The sequence below is a fragment of the Corynebacterium amycolatum genome, from assembly GCF_016889425.1.
GTDB classification, from domain to species: Bacteria; Actinomycetota; Actinomycetes; order Mycobacteriales; family Mycobacteriaceae; genus Corynebacterium; species Corynebacterium amycolatum.
Genome location: NZ_CP069513.1, coordinates 2,302,760 through 2,324,552, shown reverse-complemented (window position 1 = coordinate 2,324,552; position 21,793 = coordinate 2,302,760). Strand labels below are relative to the sequence as shown.

Here is a 21,793-nt window from a genome sequence, read left to right as displayed (position 1 = left end):
GCTAGTTGCTATCGCTGGGCTCGAAGGCCTCGCGAGCCGCGGTGCGGCTCTTCTTAGTCAGTGCAGCGAGCACCGCAAGGAACGCAGTAACACACACTACGGCGATAACCTGCTGGCGAGCACCAGAATCGGTGAGCATGCCAACAGCGAGGCCCAGGATCAGGATGACCGCTACCCAGGACAGTGCCGGGTAGGCCCACATGCGAACGGAAAGCTCGTTGTTGGCCTCCATCTGCGGGCGCAGCTTAATCTCGGACAGGGCAATGACCAGCCAGATCACCAGCAAGCAGCCGCCGACAGCGTTCAGCAGGAAGACCAGGACACTCGAGCCGTCGAAGACAACCTGCAGGCCAACAGAGACGAAGGCGAAGACCATCGACATGATGACCGCACGGTTCGGAACTGCGTGCTCATTGGTGTGGGCGAAGAAGCGCGGTGCCTCACCGCGGGTGGACATCGAGTAGACCAGGCGAGAGGTGGCGTAAATCTGAGCGTTGAATGCGGACAGCAGCGCCAGAACGATAATGGCCTCCATGAAGCCAACCGCACCTGGAATGTTCGCCTGCTTTAGAACCTGGGTGAACGGCGACTCAGCTGCGGAGTCAGCGCCGTCGATCTGGGAGTACGGCAACAGCAGGATGATGACGGTCACGCAGCCCAGGTAGAACACAGAGATGCGGAAGATTACCGAGCGGACAGCAGCAGCGATGGAGCGCTGCGGATCCTCGGCCTCAGCAGCGGCAATCGTGACAATCTCGATACCGCCGAAGGCGAAGGCCACAGCCAACAGACCAGCGGCAATGCCGGAAACGCCATTCGGGAGGAATCCGGATTCGGCAATATGCGTCGTACCGACGAAGCTGGTACCTGGCAGCAGACCGAAGAAAAGAAGGACGCCAATAACCAAGAACGCGATAATCACCGCGACCTTGATGAACGCGAACCAGAACTCAAACTCGCCGAAACCGCGCACATTCGCCAAATTCACTACAGCGAAGAAGACAACACAAATCAGGCCTGGAATCCAGCCCGGAATACCGAACCACGCACCCATGATGGCACCGGCGCCGGTGATTTCAGCACCGAGCACCATGATGAGCATGAACCAGTAGAGCCAACCGAGGACAAAGCCAGCCGAAGAACCAAAGGCCATCTCAGCATAGGTGGAGAAGCTACCCGGTGTCGGGCGGGCAGCGGCCATCTCGCCGAGCATCTGCATGACGAGGACGACAATGAAGCCAGCGATGACGTAGGAAATGAGAACACCCGGGCCAGCTGCCTTAATGCCGACGCCCGTACCAAGGAAAAGACCGGCACCGATTGCGGAGCCAAGACCCATCATGGTCAGGTGTCGAACCTGCAGCCCCTTGCCCAGCTGAGTTGTCTCGCCGGAGGTGGAGGTAATTTGCGATTCGGTCATGTCGCAAACATTACCTCGCTGATAACAGGGGCAATAACCGTATTACGGGTTTACCCCCATTCACCGTTTCGGGGTCCATTAATGTGCCTTCAAGACACCTAAAGTAGGTTATCCGGCCAGCTCATCCGGCACGTCGGCAAGCTGAGTGAAAGTAGCGGCACCTTCGTCATTGCCCGGGCGTTCCGTGCGGCGGACGCACACCGCCGAGTGGTCCGGGTGATGGTAGAAGTGCATATTGTTGCGGCCGGAGATTTCCCATGCCTGAATACGGCGGTTCTCTGCGGGGACATCGATGGGCGTATCGGGGGCAATGAGGATGCTTCGGTCAATAATGCAGTCATTACCGAGGCTGACGCCGACGGTGCCGGCCGCGATATCGATGTGGCAGCGCTCGCCAACCGTGAGCGGCTTACGCTGACCGGAATCGTCGTGAGCGGCAATGATGGAGGCCGACAGCCCCACCTTCGTGTGCGCGCCAATGACAACACCGGAGGATAGACGTCCCTCAATCTTGCATGGGCCCAGAGTGCCCGAGTTCAGCGAGACAAATCCCTCGCGCAGTACTGACGTACCCGGTGCCAGATAAGCGCCCAACCGCACGCGCTCGGCCTCTGCAATGCGGACACCTGCGGGCAGCACATAGTCGACCATGCGCGGCATACGGTCGATGGCGTAGACGTGAATCAGGCCGCGGACGCGCAAGTGGGTACGCAGTTGCTCGAAGTTGTCCGGCAGGCATGGCCCCTTGTTGGTCCACGCCACGACGTGGAGCAGCTCGTAGAGCCCCTTGGTGTTTAGCTGGTGCGGCTTGACCAGGCGGTGGGAGAGCAAATGCAGGCGCAGGTAGGCATCGTGCGGGTCGACAGCCGGCTTGGACAAATCCTCAATGGACGTGCGCACTGCCACCTGCTCCACGCGGCGATCCTCGTCCAAAATCACCTGACGAAGCAGCTGTGGGGTCAAATCAGCGGCGCCGAGCCGGTGAGTGCTCGACTCTACGACCTCATCGCTTAACTGAGGTGCGGGAAACCAAGTATCGAGAACTGTACCGTCCATTGCGATGTTGGCGATTCCCGTAGCGACAGCACCAGATGTAATCATGATTCTTAATATTAGTATCCCTTAGAGGAATCTTCGCGGAAGGATGAACTATGCCCCTAGCTGGCCTTGAAAGCACACAGAAAATGAAGCAGTGGTTCTTAGTTAGCCTCATCATTGCTGTCAGTGTGCTCGGACTCGGCTTCGTCCTGGCCCTGCCGGTGGTCTTCTATGTCGGATTCGCACTGCTGAGTGCTTGGATTCTTGCCGTAGCCAGCTTCTTTGGTTTCGTTTTGCCACCGCGAGCAATGCCAATTGGGGCAGTCGGCGTGGTGATTGCCGCAGTGGTTGCGCTCATCGCGCCGAACCGTCTTGTGCTGGTTATCGCAGTTGCCATCGCAGTGGGGCTCGGTGGTGGCATGATCGCCCGTCTTCTGCTGGAGCGCAAGAACCGCGATCAGCAGGCACGCATCGACGCTCTGCCAATGTGGGAGCGCGATGAGCTGGGCGATGTCGCCGAAACGCTTCGTCCTGCTTATCGACGAGACATCGATCCCACTCCAGTGCAGCTGCCACATGCAACGGCCAAGATTGTCGCGGCCGTCTGCAAGCCGTTGGCCGGTTCTACGGTGATTGTCAGCACGAATGAGCTTCGTCCGGTGATTGCGGTCTATGGCTCCCGTGTGGCTGTGGTCTATGGACCCGGCGCGGGCGTTGTCGAGGAAGAAAGCGGCAACGGAGAGGTGACCGATTCTGCGGGGGAGGAGCGGGCGCTGGGGTCGTCGGCAAGCGAAACTCCGGAGGAAATCATTGCCCAAACTCTCCCGGAAGGAGCGAAAACCCTGGTCTTTGAGGTGGCTGATGGGCTTAAGCGTCCGGCGGAGGGGAGAGTTGGTGTGACCTCCGCCGAACCGCATGAGCTGGCGCTGTTCCTCGGCGGTGGCGCGCCTGCCAATGGGGATGCGATCAATGGTCGTGCGGCGCATATTCATCACAAAATTCTGGTTTCGCTGGCGCACAATGGTTTGTACGCTTAATTGATGTGAAATCGAAGTTAAATCTGCTCCAAGATCCTGTCGACCTCACGGCGGCACTGGTTGACATCGAATCGGTGTCCCACAATGAGACCGCGATTGCGGATGCCGTCGAGGTGGCATTGCGTGAGGTAGCGCAGGCAGATAAGTCGATTGAGGTCCTGCGCATCGATAACAACGTGATTGCGCGGACTCATCGCGGGTTGCCGCAGCGCGTGATTTTGGCAGGGCACCTGGATACGGTGCCGACTGCGGGCAATGTGCCTTCGACGCGTGGGGTAGACGCGCAGGGGAGAGACACGCTCTTTGGCTGCGGAACTGTGGATATGAAAAGCGGGGACGCGGTCTATCTGCATGCTTTTGCGACGCTAGCGGCAAACCAGGAGCTGCAGCGCGACCTGACGCTCATCATGTACGAATGCGAAGAAATCGCCGCGGAGTTCAACGGGTTGCGGCACTTGAGTGAGTCGCATCCGGAGCTTCTGACTGGCGATGTCGCTCTGCTGGGCGAGCCCAGCGGCAATGTCATCGAAGCCGGTTGTCAGGGCTCTATTCGCCTGCGTTTGACCGCTCACGGCACACGTGCGCACTCGGCTCGGGCGTGGCTCGGCGACAATGCCGTGCACAAGTTAGCGCCGGTGCTGTCACGCATTGCCGCCTATGAACCGCAGACTGTGGACATCGATGGCTTGGCCTACCGCGAAGGGCTCAACGTCGTCTGGCTGGAAGCCGGGGTTGCTACCAATACGCTTCCCGACGAGGCGGTGCTGCGAGTCAACTTCCGATTCGCGCCCAACCGCAGCGCCGATGAGGCTATGGCACACTTCCGCGAGGTGCTGGGGCTCGACGAGTTCGCGGCCGAGGACCTCACTGTCGATGTCGAGGATGTGAGCCCTGGGGCGCTGCCTGGACTGCATGCGGCTGCTGCGAAGGAGTTGGTTGCGGTCGCAGGCGACGTCGTAAAGCCCAAGTTTGGGTGGACCGATGTGGCGCGTTTTTCGGCGCTCGGCATTCCTGCGGTGAACTTTGGCCCGGGTGACCCGGCGTACTGCCACAAGAAGGATGAGCAGATTCCGGTCGAGTGCATAGCGGCACTGTGGGAGGATTTGCGGCGGTATTTGACCACCGCGCCGGTGGCTGAGTGAGCCTAGAATCACACCCCGCCCTCGCCGAGCGGGTGCGCGTATGTCATTGCTGGCATACATTGTGAGGTTATGAAACCTGTACGTACTCCGTCCCCAGCTAAGCGCCGTGCACTCCGCGGCCCAATCGCGATCCGACAGGCAGGCGAACCGCAGGCGTCTACGACCGACCGCAGGCTGTTGTCACACAATCCGAACACGGATTGGCTGCACAACGATACCTGGCGTGTGCTGCGCATTCAGTCGGAGTTCGTTGACGGCTTTGGTGCGTTGGCGGAAATCCCGCCGGCGGTGACGGTATATGGTTCGGCACGTCTGCCAGAGGACAGCCCTTACTACCAGTGGGGCTTCGACCTGGGCAAGGCGCTGGCGGAGGCGGGTTACGCGACCATCACTGGTGGCGGCCCGGGCATCATGGAAGCCGCCAACCGCGGCTGCTACGACGCCGACGGCCTGTCCATTGGGTTGGGCATTGAGCTGCCGCACGAGCAGCACTTGAACGACTGGGTCGACCTGGGCATGAACTTCCGCTACTTCTTCGTGCGTAAGACCATGTTCCTGAAGTACTCGCAGGCGTTTATTTGCCTGCCGGGTGGTTTCGGCACGCTCGATGAACTTTTTGAGTCACTGGTGATGGTGCAGACCGAGAAGGTGGAAAATCACCCAATCGTGCTGCTCGGCACTGAGTTCTGGTCGGGGCTGGTTGATTGGATGCGTGAGAAACTAGTGGCCATGGAGCTAATTTCTCCGACTGATATGGACCTTTTCCTGGTCACCGACTCCATTGAAGAAGCTGTCGAGTACATCGAGGCCGCGCACGAAAAGCTGATGGAAGACTGTAAGCAGACCTCTGACGTTCGCGAAAAGCTCCGCCGAGTCCGTCGTTTCAGCGAAAGGTAGGACGCTGTGCGGAGCTTTTATCAGGACTCCGCGGTGCCGACGGTGATGGCCATCGTCAATCGCACCCCGGATTCCTTCTATGACCGTGGCGAGACGGCTGCGGAGGAGGCTGCGCTTGCTCGCGTCGACGAAGTTGTTGCGGCAGGCGCGGGCATTGTCGACATCGGCGGCGTCAAGGCCGGTATCGGTGCAGAAGTAACTGTTGCCGAGGAAATCGAGCGCGTGGTGCCGACCATCGCGAAGGTTCGCGAGCGCTATCCTGACCTGCACATCAGCGTCGACACCTGGCGCGCAGAAGTCGGAGAGGCCGCCATCAACGCTGGCGCCAACCTCATTAACGACACTTGGGCGGGCCATGACCCGGAGCTGCTGGAAGTCGCGGGTTCCCACGGGATGGGTTACGTCTGCTCGCACACCGGTGGGGCTCTGCCACGCACCAATCCGATTCGCGTGCGTTACGACGACATCGTGGACGATGTCATCTCAGAAACCGGCAAACTCGCCCAGAGGGCAGTGGACGCTGGCGTGCCGGAGGACCGCATCCTCATCGATCCCACCCACGACTTTGGCAAGAACACCTACCACGGCCTCGAACTTCTGCGGCGCTGCAATGAGCTCGTGGATACAGGCTGGCCGGTGCTTATGGCGCTGTCGAATAAGGACTTCGTCGGTGAGACTCTGGACCGCCCGGTCGAGCAACGTGTGCCCGGCACCTTGGCCGCGACTGCCCATGCGGCAGCTGCCGGCGTTGCGGTGTTCCGTTCGCATCAGGTGTCCGAAACCCTTGATGTCTGTCGCATGACTCTGGCTATTTTCGGTGATTTTGCACCACTGCATCCGGTGCGTGGGCTGGTGTAAGGGGCGTAGTTTGAGGCGCTTCACCCATGCCGCTGCGTGAAATAAAGGATTATGATGAAGAGAAGTAGTCGAAAATGCCGACAGGGATTCTAAACCGGAATCTTGAACCGGGGTCTTAGACCGAGGTCTTGAACCGGATTGTCAATCTCCCGGCTACCACAGCTGAGCTGGGGTAGCTGGTCGTCTCCTGCATCGACATTGTCTTAGAACGAAGGAGTTCACATGGCAGCAATGAAGCCGCGTACCGGTGATGGTCCGCTGGAGGCAGTTAAAGAGGGCAAGAAGATTGTGATGCGCGTCCCCGCAGATGGTGGTGGGCGCCTGGTGGTGGAACTCTCCCCAGAGGAGGCCAAGGAGCTCGGCGCAGAGCTCGTAGCAGTAGTGGAGTAGTGGATACCCGGGTAGCGGGGTAGCGGCCGGGCTTGTCCGGTTTTGCCCCAGGGGCGACCTACACAAGTGGTGTAGGTCGCCTTTTCTTTTTTCAGGTGATAACGGCTCGAATGCGGGTTTATAAACAAAAAGTACGGGCTGCACATGTGAAACTGTGCGAGTTTATGACACTTTGAAGCCGTCTTTCGGACCATTTTTGTCATAAACGCAGTCAGTAACTCGCATTGGAGTTACTTGGCTGAGCTCGACACGGGCTAAGATAGTGAAAATTATTTTTCTAGCTCAGTTTGAGGAGTGACCGACGTGCTAGCTGACATCATTGATGTGCTTGCTGACCCCATCGATGGCACTGATTTGAAGTTTGGTGATGCCGAACGAATGACTCTGAAGTCCGAATCCGGACATAGCTATGATGTCGCCCGCCAGGGTTACGTTACGCTCGCCGGTGGGGCTGGTCTGCGCTACACCGGCGATGACGCCAAGATGATTACCGCTCGAGAGGAGTTCCTCTCTGGTGGCCACTATGCTCCATTCGTTGAGGCAGTTACAGGTAACGTCCAGGACGTGCTTGACGACGCCAATGTGTCCGAGGCCGCCAGCCCAGTCATCTGCGAAGTCGGTGCGGGCACTGGTTACTACCTCGCACACACGCTGGACAGCATTCCCAATTCTCGTGGCGTAGGCATTGATGTGTCTGTGCCGGCCGCCAAGCATCTGGCCAAGAGTCACCCGCGGCTCGGTGCGGTCGTGGCCGATGCGTGGGCACGGTTGCCGCTGCGTGATGGCTCCATCGATGCGCTTACGGTTGTCTTCGCACCTCGCAACGCGGAGGAGTTCGCTCGCGTGCTCAAGCCGGGCGGCCAGGTCGTGGTTCTGACTGCCACTACTGGTCACCTGGGCGAGCTTCGTGAGCCGCTGGGCATCATCGATGTCGAGCGCGGCAAGGTCGAGCGCATGATTTCCCAGGCGGAGGGGCACCTCGTGCCTGTTGGTGACCCGGAGTTGGTGGAGTTCGGTATGAACCTCAACCAGAGTGCAATTGCCGCTCAGATCGGGATGAGCCCGTCGGCACGCCATATCCACCCAGAGGTGCTGCAGGAACGTATTGCAGCGCTACCTGCAGAAATGCACGTCACCGCCCGTGCCTATGTCACCCGTCTGGGGCGCCCGGGAGACTAGCGCCTACTCCTTGACCTCGGTTTTGTGAATCTGCTCATCCAGGTCATCCGGATCCAGATCAGCATCCGAGAATTCCGCCGTTAGCGGAAGGCGAAGTTGCAGGTCGGTGCCCGGGCACAACTCGATAGTGCCCGAGCGCAGCTTAAAGTCCAGCACATGCCCGCCGCCGGTGCCGCCTTCCGCGAGGAAGTGCACGTGACAGCCGGGCACCGAAATTCCCTTCTCATAGACCGGCGTGCGGAAGCCCGCAATCGTGCCCCGTAAGTTCTCAAAATCAACCGAGGCGTCTTCTTCCGTCGCATCAACCATCTTCTGGTACGGCTTTTCCTGCTTTACGACGGTTCGAGTCTTCACCCACTCAAATTCGCCGGTAATCCGCAGTGCGTACATAAAGTTTTGGCTCGGCACCAGGGAATCGATGATGGGGCTAATTTCCTTGCGAGTCAGGTTTTCCGGCGCATCCATCACCGTGTGCGGGACGAAGTTGGTCACCACCGTGTAGGGGCTGCGCTGATCCATGGTGGCCCGGGTTGCGGAGCCGTCGTGACGCACCTGCCAGCAGACCCCGTCGAGGATTACCATTTCGCCATCGAGGCCGTCGAAGGTACCGATGCCGAAGTTTCCATGACCAAGGATTTCGCCAATGGTCATCTCGCCGTCGTAGATGCCATCGAGCAGTGCGGACATCAGTGAGTTTTGGAAAATTGTGTGTCGGACCGTTGGAAAATTCTCGTGAGTGGTCATGGAAGCCATTATATTCGCGATATTTGTAGCCCAAGCTGGGGCGGGTCGTCTGTTAGATGTCCGATCGGCTTGTGGGTAAGGAAATCGTGGCAAGAAAAACGCCCTGCGGAAAAATCCACAGGGCGCGATTTGGTGAATCGAGCGGTTGGTTCTACTTCGGCTGGATGGTGACTGTCACTTGGTCAGCAGTGGAGACGATATGAACGGTCTGGCCATCGGCAGCGACAGTGGCGTGGCCGCCTTCGACATTCACTGTGAACCCATTCGGGAAGTTGATCGAGGGCACAACGAGCTCGCTGGTGGAACCAGGTGCGAAAACTCCGGTGCCATCGACGCGACTATTGTTCCAGCTGGCCTCGTAGACCCGGGTGTCTGCGTTCCAGTCAGTAGCCTGCGGGGTGCCCGCGACTGCCCGCAGGTGTGGAGCAGCGAGGATGGTCATCTTGTCGCGGTTGAAGGCATCGGCACCTACAGGTCCTGGAACAGTCGGGTCGAAGACCATGCCCTGTTCCTTCTGGTTCTGCGTCGTCGGGTCGTTGCATCCGCAGTAGGACCAGTACTGCCAGCCGACCATGTGGCGGCGGGCAAGCGAAATTACGCCATTGAGGGTATCGGCATCGTCGGTGGCGCCGAACTCGGAAAGCAGTGTGGCCGAGCCGTTACCGGATGAGACGATTTCCGCATTGTCGAAGACACGACCATCGAAGAAGTCGCAGCCCGTGTAGGTGTTGAACAGGGCGTTCGTGGTGCAGTAGACATGCCAGCTGAGGGCCGTGCCAGCGGTATCAGGAACCTGCGGGGCGGCCGGATCGGTATTCAATCCGGTGTTCCACATGGAGTAGGGCTCGTAGTGGACAATAGCGTCCTGGTCCTTGGCGACAATCTGATCGGCAGCCTTCTGGTGCAGTTCATCGAGCTTTGCCTTAGCTGGACCGCAGTCGCCCTGAGCCAGGTAGCACAGTGGGTACGCAGAACCTGGCCACGGTTCATTTATGATGTCGTAGCCCATCAGGCCCGGCATGTCACCGAGACGTTCTGCGACATGACCCCACATGGCAGCGTAACGCTCCTGCAGCCCAACGCCACCCGGTCCTTCGCGGTTATTTAGGAAGTTGTCGTATGCCCTAATGAGACCGATATTGAGGGCCTGGTTAGTTGGGAAGCCAACCTTCAGAAGGCTGGGAACGCCGTCGTCAATGACAGCCCAATCCGGGGCAAATTCGCCCTCGAACTTTTCGTTGTACATGTCCTGGTGGGCATCGACCAAGACCGCGATTCCACGCTCAGTGAGCATAGAGATGGTGCGGGCAATGGAATCCAGGTATTCGTCGTTGTAGACGCCGGGCTCTGGCTCTACTGCTTTCCAGATAATGCCGACTCGCATGGAGTCGAAGCCCTGCTGCACGAGCCAGTCAGCGTCGTCCTCGTTAAAGCCTCCGGCCTCGGGGGTGTAGGGATCGTGCTTGTAGACGATGTTCGACCCCTGAGTGAGGAAAGCTCGGCCATCACCGTCGGTAAACCAGCGACCGGACTGTCCCAGGGGACCACGCTCGGTGATGGTAGCGGTACTAGGGGATGGTGCTACTTCTGTCGCGAGCGCCTGATGCGGTACTGCCCCCGCTAGCGCTATGGCAATGGCGGCACCAACTGCTGCCACCTTCTTAGTGAATCTCATACTCAATATGCTATTGACCAGTAATGATAAATTCATCCAAAACTCAAATTAGGTTCAGAAAAGTGGGCAAACGCATAAATAAACGTCCTGAATGGGGTTAGCAAAAAGGCTAAAAGGCCCACCGCTTCCTCTTTGGAAGCGATGGGCCTTATGAGGACACACCGTCCACTGCACAGCCGTAGCGTCTCGCAGGCAGCCTGTTACATCAAAGACTTATAGACTTCGACGGTCTGCTCGGCGATGTTCTCCCAGCTAAACACATCCTCAGCGCGCTTCTTACCCGCCTGGCCAACCTTGGCAGCGTGGTCACGGTCGGCGACCATGTTGTTGACAGCGGCAGCAATGTCGCGTTCGAAGCCCTCCGGATCGGACTCGTCGTAGTGAACCAGAGTGCCGGTTTCACCGTCGACGACAACCTCCGGAATACCGCCGACATCAGAGGCGACAACGGCGGTGCCACAGGCCATAGCCTCGAGGTTGACGATGCCCAGCGGCTCGTAGATGGACGGGCAGACGAAGGAATCCGCGGCCGTCAGGATTTCCTGAATCTTTTCCTTCGGTAGCATGTCCTTCACCCAGAAAATGCCGTCGCGCTTTTCCTGCAGGTCGTGAACGAGCTGCTCGGTCTCCTTAGCGATTTCCGGGGTGTCCGGCGCGCCGGCGCACAGTACAAGTTGCACACCGTCGTCGAAAAGCGATGCGGCCTTGACCAGGTGAGCGACACCCTTCTGACGGGTGATGCGGCCGACGAACGCAACCATCGGACGAGACGGGTCAACGCCGAGCTCTTCCAGGACGGACCAGCCGTTCTGCTCCTTGGACTCTTCCCACGTCGGACGCGGGTGCCACAGCTCAGTGTCGATGCCGTTCAGAACGACGTGGACCTTGTCGGGGGAGATACGCGGGTAGGCGTCCAAGATGGCGTCCTTCATGCGCGCAGAGACAGCAATGACAGCGTCTGCGTACTCCATAGCATTGCGCTCGGACCAGCTGGAAACGTCGTAACCGCCACCGAGCTGCTCGCGCTTCCACGGGCGGTGCGGCTCCAACGAGTGCGCGGTAGCCACGTGTGGAATGCCCTTGAGCAGACCGGTGAGATGGCCACCCAGGCCTGAGTACCAGGTGTGAGAGTGGACGACATCAATGTCGGTTGCCGCAGCGGCATCAGCCATGCGCAAACCCGTGGACAGCGTTTTAATCGAGGCGTTGGCATCCTTCAGCTCCGGGTCAACGCCGTGGACATATACATCCGCCTCATCGCGAGGAGCACCCATGCAGTGCACATCGACGTCAACGCCGTCGAGGCCGCGCATGAAACGAGTCAGTTCAGTTACGTGAACACCTGCTCCGCCGTAAATCTCCGGAGGGTATTCCTTGGTCATCATGGCAACACGCATAGTTCCAGCGTAGCCAGATTTGACAATTTCCGTCGCTTGATATGTCTGGGTGTGGGTAGTGAGGAGGGGAGACTGGCAGCGAGGAACGTAAATCGCATATAGGTTGGTTGGTGTGAGGAGTCAACCACATGTTTTGTCCATTGTCCTTGCCGGTGGCGAAGGCAAGCGTCTCTTCCCGCTGACGGAAGACCGCGCTAAGCCCGCCGTGCCTTTCGGCGGCAGCTATCGGCTTATCGACTTCGTGCTGTCGAACTTGGTTAACGCAGGTTTCCTGAAGATCTGTGTGCTGACCCAGTACAAGTCCCACTCGCTCGACCGTCACATTTCGCAGGCGTGGCAGCTGTCCGGCATCACCGGCCAGTACGTCACTCCGGTGCCGGCTCAGCAGCGTCTGGGTAAGCGCTGGTTCACTGGTTCGGCTGACGCGATTCTGCAGTCGCTGAATTTGGTTTATGACGAGGATCCGGAGTACGTCATCGTCTTCGGTGCCGACCACGTCTACCGTATGGACCCGCAGCAGATGCTGGAGGCCCACATCGAGTCTGGCGCTGGCGTTACCGTTGCTGGTATCCGTGTCCCACGCTCCGAGGCCAGCGCATTCGGTGTCATCGATGCGGATGACAACAACCGAATCACCGAGTTCCTGGAGAAGCCGGCTGATCCGCCTGGCACCCCGGATGACCCGGACTCGACGTTCGCGTCGATGGGTAACTACATCTTCACTACCTCCGCGCTTATCGACGCAATTAAGCGTGACTCGGAAGATGAAAACTCCGACCATGACATGGGCGGAGACATCATTCCGATGTTGGTAGAGGAGGGCGAGGCCTTCGTCTGGGACTTCAAGGACAGCTACGTTCCGGGTGAGACCGAACGTGATAAGGGCTACTGGCGTGACGTCGGTACCATCGATGCCTTCTACGAGGCCAATATGGACCTGATTTCCGTCCACCCGGTGTTTAACCTCTACAACAAGAAGTGGCCAATCCACACCTTCTCGGAGGAGAACCTGCCTCCGGCGAAGTTTGTCCAGGGTGGTATTGCTCAGGCTTCCATGGTGGGTGCCGGTTCGATTGTCTCTGGTGGCACAGTTCGCAACTCGGTGATTAGCACCAACGTCGTGGTCGAGGATGGCGCGACGGTGGAGGGCTCGGTTCTCTTCCCAGGTGTGCGCGTCGGCCGCGGAGCAGTGGTTCGTCACGCGATCTTGGATAAGAACGTTGTTGTCTCCGACGGCGCCATCATTGGTGTCGATCCGGAGAAGGACGCAGAGCGCTTCAAGGTCAGCGCTGGTGGCGTTGTGGCCGTCGGTAAGGGCAAGGTTATCTAGCCTGTCAAAGCCGGCTCAGGCTGCAAGAAGGCACGTACCGTGGGGTACGTGCCTTTTTCTTTTAAGCTTTTTGCTGCTTAGTTGCTACCTAGCCCCAAAACTGGCAATCCCAAAAATGTGGGCTGCACGTGGGGCTACGGGCTGCAAAAGTGAAACTGTGCGAGTTTATGACACTTTCAGGCCACTTTTTTGGTTCATTTCTGACATAAACGCGGCCAGTAACTCGCATTGGCCCGAGGCCGCCAGCCATAAACGCAGTCAGTAACTCGCATTGGCGGGAGGCCGCCAGCCAGCCGGCCAACAGTAGAAAACTACTTCTTCACCAGCACAGTGGTTCCGGCTGCTAAGGGGAGCCGCATCACGTAAGCGTCGTCAAGCTGGAGCATGTATTCGTCGGCTTCGCGGGCAGCGACGGTGTCACGGTCAGTGCGTGACGAGTCAGCAACAGTGCCGTCGAGGAGCGCGCCGGTCAGGACGAGCGCGCCACCGGAGCGAAGCAGCGGCCAGGCCTTTTCCTGGGCGGCGCGGAGGATTGCCGGGGCGACGTCCAAGTAGACCAAGTCGTAGGAGTCGGCTGCCAGGCGATCCATGACCTCCAGTGGCTGCGAGGGCAGGAAGCGCTGTCGGTTGGGGCGGATGCCTGCGGCTCGGAAAGCGGACTTTGCCAGAGACTGGTGCTCGAGCTCAGGGTCGATGCAGGTGAGAACGCCGTCATCGCCGAGACCGGCGGCCAGGTGCAAACCGACTACGCCTGCTGCAGGCGATGCGATGACAGCGGCGGGGTGGCCGTCGCGGCGGGCACTGGTCAGGGCCATGAGCGAGGTCAAAGCGGCGCCGGTCATCGTATCGGGGACGGCAACTCCGTATTCGCTAGCGCTCTCTCGGGCGCTTTCAAGGGCCTCGGAGACTACGGTCGTGTTGTTGACGTGCTGTGCAATAGCGTCACGTGCGGATAGCGGGGTAGCAGAAGAACTCGTTTCGGACACGCTCTATAGCGTAGGAAAAAACTCCGTGCAGGGCAGCGGGGCGCGCCGGTCCGTGCCGGACTAGGCGGGTAAACAAGCCTCAAATTTGTCTGGACTCTCAAACTATTTTCAGGGTAAGGTCACTACAAACCTAAGGTTGGTAAGGAACACTGAACCTCATGCCCGAACGAGTCAAGTCCGAACGAGTCAGCGCAGGCGCCAGCCGCGAGGACGCCCCGTCCGCTGACGCAACTGAGCAACTGTCCGGCACCGCAGCTTTTGACGCAGGTGTGGGAGAGATGCCGTCGTGGTCGGAACTTGTCCAAGCCCACGCGGATAGTGTTTACGGGCTCGCATATCGGTTGACTGGTAACCAACAGGACGCGGAAGACCTGACGCAGGAGACATTCATGCGTGTGTTCCGCTCGCTGAAGTCATACCGTCCCGGCACTTTTGAAGGCTGGCTGCATCGGATTACAACTAACCTGTTTTTGGATATGGTCCGGCATCGGCAGGTGATCCGGATGGAGGCGTTGCCGGAGAACTACGACCGCGTCCCGGGCACGCTGAAGACGCCGGAGCAGGCCGTCGATGACGCGATGCTCGATCCGGATTTGGAAATCGCGCTGGCTGAGCTGCAGCCGGACTATCGCGCGGTGGTTGTCCTCTGTGATGTGGTGGGGCTGACCTACGAGGAAATTGCTAACACCCTTGGGCTCAAGATGGGCACCGTGCGTTCGCGCATTCACCGGGCACGTTCCAGCTTGCGGGCGACGTTGGAGCGTCTGGAGAGGCAGCGGCAGGAGCTGCCGGAGTCGGTCACCGCAGGCTAGTTTTCCCGCACTCAATCCGTGGGAGCGGCTATTGTGGGGCTAGTTAATAGGTGCGATTTCTGGAGGTGCTGCAGTCTGTGATTCAGCAGGGCGATGACAAGCGTTTTTTGTCAACGGAGCATCTCGGCACCGAGGCAATTGCCGCTTTTGTTGACGGCGAGTTGTCGGTCGTAGCTGAGCGACGTGCGCAGGCGCACCTGATGGCATGCCCGGAATGTCGCCGGGAGGTCGCGAAGCAGCGGCAGGCAGCCAAGCGTCTGCGTGATAGCGCGGCCTTGCACATTCCAGCTGAGCTGCGCGCTCGTATTGCTGATTTCGCAGGCAGCTGCGAGGACTCAGAGCCCCATAGGTCGGCGCGGCATCTCGCGCACCGTCCGCCGGAGTCGCTGAGCGCTGCGTTGGAGCAGATCGTTCGCGGTTTTCGTAAAGGTGGTAGTCACTAGTGGGCAAACATCGCGATTTCGATGATTCCGCGTTTGCCCCGGACGCCGATCGTGCCGCCGCAACTGGCGGGTTACAGCGTGCGCCAGGGCATAAGCTTGACGACGACACCAGCGCCACTACTAGAGAGTATTCGCCGTGGCAGGATTCGTCGTCACGCATGACGACGGGGCGTCCAGCCCGCAAACCCGAAGCGAAGAAGAAACCTCGCCCGAAGATGGCCCCCCGCGTCAGCGCGCGGGAAGTGATTTTTGGCCGTGAGGTGCCGTGGCGTGTGATTGCGGCGTCGTCGGCCGTGGTGCTGCTGATTGGCGGTGTTGGTGGCTTTGTCGGCGGTTGGGCTGGTAAGACTTTCCGCTCGGACTACCAGCGTGTGGAGTTGCAACAGGTCGAGGGGCGACCGGGCAACGGCGATTTGACCGAAATCGGCAAGGTGGCGGAGACTCTTCGTCCCGCGGTGGTGTCGATTGCGGTCAGTGCCGGTGAGGTTTCGGGCGTGGGCTCGGGGTTTGTCATTGATGGTGACGGTCATATTTTGACGAATAACCATGTCGTTTCGGCAGTGGCGGACCGGCAGGATATGCAGGTCTCGGTAACGTTTTGGGACGGTGGCAAGCTGAAAGAGGTGCCGGCCAAGATCATTGGCCGCGACCCGAAGACCGACCTCGCCGTAATTAAGGTCGAAGACGTTGCGGGGCTGACCGTGGCGCAGCTTGGTGATTCCAATGCGGTTGCGGTCGGTGACACGGTGATTGCGATGGGGTCGCCGCAGGGGCTGGGCGGAACGGTGACTTCGGGCATTGTCTCGGCGCTTAATCGGCCGGTGCGCCTGGCTGCTGAGGGGACTGATACGGATGGCTACGCCGATGCGATTCAGACCGATGCCTCCATCAACCCGGGTAACTCGGGTGGTCCACTGGTGGATATCCGCGGTGCCATTATTGGTATTAATACAGTGATTTTCAGTAGCTCGGGTGGCTCACAGGGGTTGGGCTTTGCGATCCCGATCAATTCAGCCGTTGCCATCGCTGAGCAGCTCATTGCCGGTGAGAAGCCGGTTCATCCGGGGATCGGCGTGACAGCGCGCACGGTTTCCAATGGCGCACTGACTGGTGCCGAGATTGCCAGCATCCTGCCGGGAGGTGTCGCTGATCGGGAAGGCCTGCAGGAAGGCGACGTGATTACGGCTGTGGGGGACCGCGCGGTATCGTCCGCAGATGAGCTCACGGTGGCACTGTGGACTGTTGGCGCTGGTAATGAGGCGGTATTGAAGATCGTTCGCCACGGAGCCGAGCTGGAGGCGAAGATCACGCCGGAGTAGGGTGGCGCTGGTTTTGCTTGGACTTGCCTGGGGTTGGCTGGTTTCTGCGGATTTGGCGGATTTGGCCGCGCAATGCTGCATGCGAGGTGCACTGTAACTAAGGTGGTATAACGTGTTTTCTAATGTTGGCTGGGGCGAGATTCTCGTCCTCTTTATCCTCGGACTAATTCTCATCGGACCTGAGCGGTTGCCGAAGGTAATTGAGGACATCCGCGCATTGCTTCTGGCTGCGCGCACCGCAATCAATGACGCACGCGATAACCTCTCGGATGAGTTCGGTGAAGACTTCGACGATCTTCGCAAGCCGCTGCAGGAGCTCAACGATCTCCGTCGTCTCAACCCGAAGACCGCCATCACCAGGACGCTTTTCGACGGCGATGACACCTACCTGGACATGCTCTCCGGTAAGCCCGCAGCGGGTGGCGGCGGAACTGGTGCAACCGGAGCTGCAGGAGCCGGTGGATCCTCTGGAGTAGCTGGTGCGGCTGGAGCAACTGGTGCCGCAGGCCAGCAGTACCAGCAATCCAACAAGAGCCAGCCAGTGCAACCGGCTCCGTCGCAGCAGCCGGTCCCGCAGTCGGCTCAGCAGCCAGGAACGTGGCAGGATCCAGTTGCCCAGGCCCGCCAACAGCAGGCACAGCAAACACCACAGCAGCCCCGTGGGGTGCAGGCCTGGGTCGACGACGACAACCTATAGAGGTGGCAAACCGTTCCCGACCGCAAGTTACTGACCAGGGTTATGACACTTTGAGCACAAATTTTGCCACGAAACTGTCATAAACCTAGTCAGTAAGTGCACGCAGCCGCGTCGGTGGATACACCGCCCGCAAACCCCGGACCACCGACAACACTTACACCGCCGAAAACCCCCAAACCACATACGCCCCAGACACTGCAGCCACAATGAGCAAAGGCCCCCTTCCCGGCACTGAAAATACCGGGGAGGGGGCGTCGCTATGATCGTCGTAAAGCGAAGGACTACTTCGGCGTCACGCCCAAGCCTAGCGACTTGCCTGCGAGCGACTCGCGACGAACAACCAGCTTGTCGGCGATAGCGTTCAGGGCCTCGCCCGCGCCCGAATCCGGCTTGGATAGGACAATCGGGGTGCCCTTGTCGCCACCCTCGCGGAGTTCGGTGTCCAGTGGCACCTGGCCGAGCAGCTCGACCTTTCCTCCGGTGATCTGGGTAAGACGACGGGCAACGGTCTCGCCGCCGCCTGTGCCGAAGACTTCCATCTTGGAGCCGTCGGGCATTTCCATCCAGCTCATGTTCTCAATGACACCGGCGATCCGCTGGCGGGTCTGCAGCGAGATGGTGCCGGCACGCTCGGCAACTTCGGCGGCGGCCATCTGCGGGGTAGTAACAATCACTAGCTCAGCGTTCGGCACGAGCTGCGCCACGGAGATGGCGATGTCGCCGGTTCCCGGGGGCAGGTCGAAAAGCAGGACGTCCAAGTCGCCCCAGAACACGTCCGCGAGGAACTGCTGGATAGCGCGGTGCAGCATTGGCCCACGCCAGACAACCGGTGCGTTGTCGTCGACGAAGTGTCCGATAGAAATCAGCGACACGTCGTGTGCCTGCGGAGGCATAATCATGTCGTCGACCTGGTGCGGCTTTTCCTCGGAGCCCATCATGTGCGGGATGGAGTGGCCGTAGACATCGGCATCGAGCACACCGACAGATAGACCCTTCGCAGCCAGCGCGGCAGCGAGGTTCACGGTCACAGAGGACTTACCAACGCCACCCTTACCGGAGGCGACGGCGAACACGCGGGTGCGGGAGTCCGGCTGGGCGAATGGGATCACCGGCTCGGAGGCGGTGCCGCGGACGGCGTTGCGGAACTCGCGGCGCTGCTCGTCATTCATCACATCGGTGGTGACGGTGACGTTGCCAACGCCCTCGATACCGTTGAGCGCATCTTCGGTGCGCTCGATGATGGTGTTTTTCATGGGGCAACCGGCGATGGTGAGGTAAATCTCCACGGCCACGTCGTTGTTGTCCGCCACCGAGATGGACTTGACCATGCCAATCTCGGTAATCGGGCGACGTACCTCAGGATCTTCGACCTGCGCCAGGGCGGTGCGAACTTCAGCTTCAGTAATCGTAGACATTATGTAGTGAATCTTATCGTGAGACCCCGTAAGACAAAGAACTACTGACAAAATCAGCAGTTTTCCGCTTTACGACGGTCACAGCGCCCAACCCTTCCGACAAGCGCGGTGGCGGTGGAATGGGTGGTGGGCCAGACGGTGGAACAATTGGAAACTGTCAGGCGTTGTCCTTGATAGAACGCTTTTTAGCGATAGTTTTAGCAATATTTTCAGCAACTGAGTCACCAATTGCTGTGACAACAACTGCAAGGGAACGGTGAAAGTACCGATGGCAAATGGGGAAGCGAACAGCGGTTGGGGGAGCGGCCGGGAACAGAGCATGAAGTCCCGGTTGCCTCAGCGGCAGGTGCCCGAGGGGTGGCCGGTGGGTAGCTTCACCAACTACGCCGATGCCCAGGCTGCGGTTGATTCGCTCAGTGATCGCGATGAGTTCCCGGTTTCCGACCTCACCATCGTCGGCGTTGACCTGATGCAGGTGGAGCGCGTGGTAGGTCGGTTGACCTGGCCGAAAGTGCTCGGTGGTGGCGCGCTGTACGGCCTATGGATGGGCCTGTTCTTCGGCCTGATTCTGGGGCTTTTCCAGGAAGATTGGGTTAGCCCGTTGATTGTTGGCCTCGGGATGGGCGCCATCTTTGGCATCGTGCTGGCGGCAGTCCCATACGCCATGCAAAACGGCAAGCGGGATTTCTCCACCACCACGGAGATTGTTGCTCGTCGCTACGATGTTTTGTGCAATCCCCGCAATGCCGAGCGTGCTCGCGACCTGTTGGCGCAGCGGGCTCTCGGTGGGAACCGCGGGTAGGTTGTTGTACTCGTCGTAAAGCGTTGCCTGCCAGAAGCGGAAACTACAGCCACTTGTTGCGGCGCAGGAGCCACACCAAAAACGCCACAATGGCGAACATGATGGCGAGGACGATGAAGTACCCGTACTCCCAGTGCAGTTCGGGCATGCGGTCGAAGTTCATGCCGTAGATACCGGCCAGGGCGGTTGGCACGGCGAGAATAGCCGCGTATGCCGAGATAGTACGCATGTCCTGGTTCTGCTGCAGCTGGATCTTCACTGCGGCGGCGTCGATGAGGGAGGAGAGGCGTTCGTCGAGTCCGGCTACGAGGTCCGCCGCGGCGAGCTGGTGGTCGAGAACATCGGAAAGATAACGGCTGACGTCCTTCGGCATGATGTCTTCTCGCAGATTCATCAGGGAGCGCAGCGCCGGCGTCAGCGGATCGATTGCGTGGCGCATCTCCAGGATTTCTCGTTTGAGGATGTAAATGTCCTCAATATCCGACACCAAATTCGGCTCGAAGACGGCATCTTCCATAATCTCCACGCGATCTTCCAGCTGCAACGCAATGCGCAGGTACGCATCGACGAGGTTGTCCGTCAGCGCCCACAGCACGCCCGCGGGACCGTAGTCGATGGCGTCGGTGGTGTTTTCCACACGCGCGCTAATGCGCTGCATATCCGAGCTCGGCATGCCCATGCGAATGGTGATGACGTACTCCTGGCCGATAACAATCATCAGCTGGCCAGAACGAATGATCTCATTTTCGTCGTCCGCGAGACCTTCCGGGGAGTAGTGAATCGAGCGAATCACAAAAACCACGTGATCATCGTGGATTTCAATCTTGGGGCGCTGGCGGTTAGTCAGTGCATCCTCCACCGTCAGCTCATCCAGCCCGTAAAGCTCAGCGATGGCGTCCATCTGTGTCGCGTTGGGGCGCGACAATGACAGCCACGTGAAGCCCTCGCCAAAATTACGCACCTCGGACAGACCGGAGAAGTGGTCGTAGGTGCCCGGCAAACGCTTGCCGCCGATGTAGACGCCGCAATCGCGCAGGGCATCGCGCACCGCCTCCGACTGCGTTTCTCCCACGCTTGACGACGATCCGTTGGTGCGCGTCACCTTCGAGACAGCTGACATTGCTGCGGATTTAGCTGCATTCGTTGCCCGAGCAGTTTTGCCGGGTTTTGCTGTGGCCGACGGCGTTTGGCTTTTACTGACCGAGTTAGTTCGCGGATTGCGAGCCTTTGACGAAGCGCTGTTGTTGCGGCTTTTCTCATCGCCCATTCTGGGTGACCTCACAATCCGTTCGTAGGTTACGCTGGTGTCGATGATTAATTTTAGACGTGCGAACGCCGGGTTCCACTTTCGCATCCGCTCAATGGGGTGCAAGGGGAGCTCCAAGGCTACTGCGTGCACTTTTACCGCCCTGGCATTGGTCGCTGGGGCAGCGGGGTTCGGTCTTGCCGCATGTTCTGATTTAGATCCGCAGATGCCCGTTCCTCCCGAACAGGAGGCGGTAGTGACTGTCGGGGCAGACCTACGCAACCCCGAGCAGGCAGCTCTTGCGTACCTGTATGCGCAAAGCTTTGAGAGGATAGGGCGGCAAGCGGAGGTCATCGGCATTCGCGATGCTGATGACCGGTTGCGGGCCGTACGCAATGAAGCAGTCCTGGTCTCTTTCGGATGCACAGGTGAGCTGCTCGGCCTGAGCGATTCCGCGTCCGCGGCTTCGCTGGCTGAGGAGTACGCCGACGACTCCACCCCGCACAAGCAATTCAGCGGCGAGTGGCGAGACCGTGTTTACGACGCATTTTCGCGGTCGTTGCCGGGTGAAGTTATGGCCACCGACGCGGGCATGGCGCAGGGGTGCACGGATGTGCCAGCTGACAATGCTGGGGCTGACTTGCCGCAATGGCTTGTGCCTTTCTACGTCAAGCCAGCGTTGGACCGGAGCGATCGAGTCCGAGTGCTCAATGAGATTGCTGGTTCGCTGAGCACTGAGGACTTAAAGCTGATGACCCGGGCTGTGGCTGGTGGCGCCAGCCCTGAGTTGGTCGCTCAGGAGTGGCTGGATAAGGCGTAGCCGGGGCGGCGGGGCTAGTTGCGGCGGTATCTGACGCGTATCCGCTGTTGGCTGCTGCTGTGTTTGTCTATTCGCCCTTGAATGCCGGCTGCAAATGTGAAACTGTGCGAGTTTATGACATTTTCATGCCATTTTTCAGGTCATTT

Annotated in this window: 21 protein-coding genes; 13 read left to right on the top strand and 8 right to left on the bottom strand. The window is 59.4% G+C overall.

All coding sequences use genetic code 11. From position 1 onward, the window contains the following. Position 1 precedes the first annotated feature (1 nt). Together I6J19_RS10165 and I6J19_RS10160 are read right to left on the bottom strand one after the other, a co-directional pair. Entirely contained in the window at positions 2–1,420 is a 1,419-nt protein-coding gene (locus I6J19_RS10165) for an amino acid permease (protein ID WP_038628336.1), read from the bottom strand. A 108-nt stretch (positions 1,421–1,528) separates the two neighbouring features. Further along, the gene (locus tag I6J19_RS10160; RefSeq protein ID WP_038628339.1) at positions 1,529–2,521 is read right to left on the bottom strand and encodes a 2,3,4,5-tetrahydropyridine-2,6-dicarboxylate N-succinyltransferase; all 993 of its coding nucleotides are present in this window, start codon (positions 2,519–2,521) and stop codon (positions 1,529–1,531) included. Between the two features lie 83 nt (positions 2,522–2,604). Between I6J19_RS10160 and I6J19_RS10155 the strand changes: the two genes are divergently transcribed. The 6 genes from I6J19_RS10155 to I6J19_RS10130 all read left to right on the top strand — a co-directional run bounded on the left by I6J19_RS10155 (position 2,605) and on the right by I6J19_RS10130 (position 7,961). Beyond that, positions 2,605–3,495 carry a hypothetical protein gene (locus I6J19_RS10155; protein ID WP_235191241.1) on the top strand — a complete coding sequence of 297 codons (891 nt, stop codon included), beginning with the start codon at positions 2,605–2,607 and terminating at the stop codon, positions 3,493–3,495. 5 nt (positions 3,496–3,500) lie between these two features. Beyond that, the gene (gene dapE, locus I6J19_RS10150; protein WP_038628344.1) at positions 3,501–4,637 is read left to right on the top strand and encodes a succinyl-diaminopimelate desuccinylase; all 1,137 of its coding nucleotides are present in this window, start codon (positions 3,501–3,503) and stop codon (positions 4,635–4,637) included. A gap of 69 nt (positions 4,638–4,706) precedes the next feature. Continuing rightward, positions 4,707–5,534 (top strand): LOG family protein, encoded by an 828-nt coding sequence (locus I6J19_RS10145; RefSeq protein ID WP_038628347.1) that lies wholly within the window; start codon positions 4,707–4,709, stop codon positions 5,532–5,534. A gap of 45 nt (positions 5,535–5,579) precedes the next feature. Beyond that, positions 5,580–6,392 carry a dihydropteroate synthase gene (folP, locus tag I6J19_RS10140; RefSeq protein ID WP_038629488.1) on the top strand — a complete coding sequence of 271 codons (813 nt, stop codon included), beginning with the start codon at positions 5,580–5,582 and terminating at the stop codon, positions 6,390–6,392. Positions 6,393–6,614: 222 nt separating this feature from the next. Further along, positions 6,615–6,782, top strand: a complete 168-nt coding sequence (locus I6J19_RS10135; RefSeq protein WP_005509573.1) for a DUF3117 domain-containing protein — start codon at positions 6,615–6,617, stop codon at positions 6,780–6,782. 303 nt (positions 6,783–7,085) lie between these two features. Continuing rightward, entirely contained in the window at positions 7,086–7,961 is an 876-nt protein-coding gene (locus I6J19_RS10130) for a methyltransferase domain-containing protein (protein ID WP_038629489.1), read from the top strand. Positions 7,962–7,964: 3 nt separating this feature from the next. Here I6J19_RS10130 and budA read toward each other — a convergent pair whose 3' ends face one another. The 3 genes from budA to glgA form a co-directional block, all read right to left on the bottom strand. Then, positions 7,965–8,705, bottom strand: coding sequence for an acetolactate decarboxylase (gene budA, locus I6J19_RS10125; RefSeq protein WP_049180867.1), 741 nt, complete (start codon positions 8,703–8,705; stop codon positions 7,965–7,967). 151 nt (positions 8,706–8,856) lie between these two features. Further along, positions 8,857–10,380 (bottom strand): glycoside hydrolase family 5 protein, encoded by a 1,524-nt coding sequence (locus I6J19_RS10120; protein WP_038628352.1) that lies wholly within the window; start codon positions 10,378–10,380, stop codon positions 8,857–8,859. Between the two features lie 200 nt (positions 10,381–10,580). Further along, positions 10,581–11,777, bottom strand: coding sequence for a glycogen synthase (gene glgA, locus I6J19_RS10115; protein ID WP_038628355.1), 1,197 nt, complete (start codon positions 11,775–11,777; stop codon positions 10,581–10,583). Positions 11,778–11,889: 112 nt separating this feature from the next. On the opposite strand from glgA, the gene glgC reads away from it, so the two are divergent. Then, positions 11,890–13,107, top strand: a complete 1,218-nt coding sequence (glgC, locus tag I6J19_RS10110) for a glucose-1-phosphate adenylyltransferase (protein ID WP_038628357.1) — start codon at positions 11,890–11,892, stop codon at positions 13,105–13,107. Between the two features lie 311 nt (positions 13,108–13,418). On the opposite strand, the gene I6J19_RS10105 is transcribed toward glgC, so the two are convergent. After that, positions 13,419–14,093, bottom strand: a complete 675-nt coding sequence (locus tag I6J19_RS10105; RefSeq protein ID WP_038628360.1) for an O-methyltransferase — start codon at positions 14,091–14,093, stop codon at positions 13,419–13,421. A 158-nt stretch (positions 14,094–14,251) separates the two neighbouring features. Here I6J19_RS10105 and sigE point away from each other — a divergent pair, with 158 nt between their 5' ends. The 4 genes from sigE (at position 14,252) to tatB (ending at position 17,364) form a co-directional block, all read left to right on the top strand. Further along, complete coding sequence (gene sigE, locus I6J19_RS10100) at positions 14,252–14,905, top strand: RNA polymerase sigma factor SigE (protein ID WP_038628362.1); 654 nt, start codon at positions 14,252–14,254, stop codon at positions 14,903–14,905. A 50-nt stretch (positions 14,906–14,955) separates the two neighbouring features. After that, a complete protein-coding gene (locus I6J19_RS10095; protein ID WP_052155595.1) occupies positions 14,956–15,348 on the top strand; it encodes an anti-sigma factor family protein in 393 nt (130 codons plus the stop codon). Then, complete coding sequence (locus tag I6J19_RS10090; protein WP_038628365.1) at positions 15,348–16,667, top strand: S1C family serine protease; 1,320 nt, start codon at positions 15,348–15,350, stop codon at positions 16,665–16,667. Before I6J19_RS10095 ends, I6J19_RS10090 begins: the two co-directional genes overlap by 1 nt. Before the next feature lie 112 nt (positions 16,668–16,779). Then, the gene (gene tatB, locus I6J19_RS10085) at positions 16,780–17,364 is read left to right on the top strand and encodes a Sec-independent protein translocase protein TatB (RefSeq protein ID WP_187402567.1); all 585 of its coding nucleotides are present in this window, start codon (positions 16,780–16,782) and stop codon (positions 17,362–17,364) included. A 281-nt stretch (positions 17,365–17,645) separates the two neighbouring features. Here tatB and I6J19_RS10080 read toward each other — a convergent pair whose 3' ends face one another. Beyond that, positions 17,646–18,779, bottom strand: a complete 1,134-nt coding sequence (locus tag I6J19_RS10080; protein ID WP_038628370.1) for an Mrp/NBP35 family ATP-binding protein — start codon at positions 18,777–18,779, stop codon at positions 17,646–17,648. A 319-nt stretch (positions 18,780–19,098) separates the two neighbouring features. On the opposite strand from I6J19_RS10080, the gene I6J19_RS10075 reads away from it, so the two are divergent. Continuing rightward, a complete protein-coding gene (locus I6J19_RS10075) occupies positions 19,099–19,581 on the top strand; it encodes a YflT domain-containing protein (protein WP_038628373.1) in 483 nt (160 codons plus the stop codon). Between the two features lie 43 nt (positions 19,582–19,624). Here I6J19_RS10075 and I6J19_RS10070 read toward each other — a convergent pair whose 3' ends face one another. Next, a complete protein-coding gene (locus I6J19_RS10070; RefSeq protein ID WP_049180822.1) occupies positions 19,625–20,848 on the bottom strand; it encodes a magnesium and cobalt transport protein CorA in 1,224 nt (407 codons plus the stop codon). Positions 20,849–20,891: 43 nt separating this feature from the next. Here I6J19_RS10070 and I6J19_RS10065 point away from each other — a divergent pair, with 43 nt between their 5' ends. Beyond that, positions 20,892–21,647, top strand: a complete 756-nt coding sequence (locus I6J19_RS10065; protein WP_038628378.1) for a type 2 periplasmic-binding domain-containing protein — start codon at positions 20,892–20,894, stop codon at positions 21,645–21,647. Positions 21,648–21,793 lie beyond the last annotated feature (146 nt).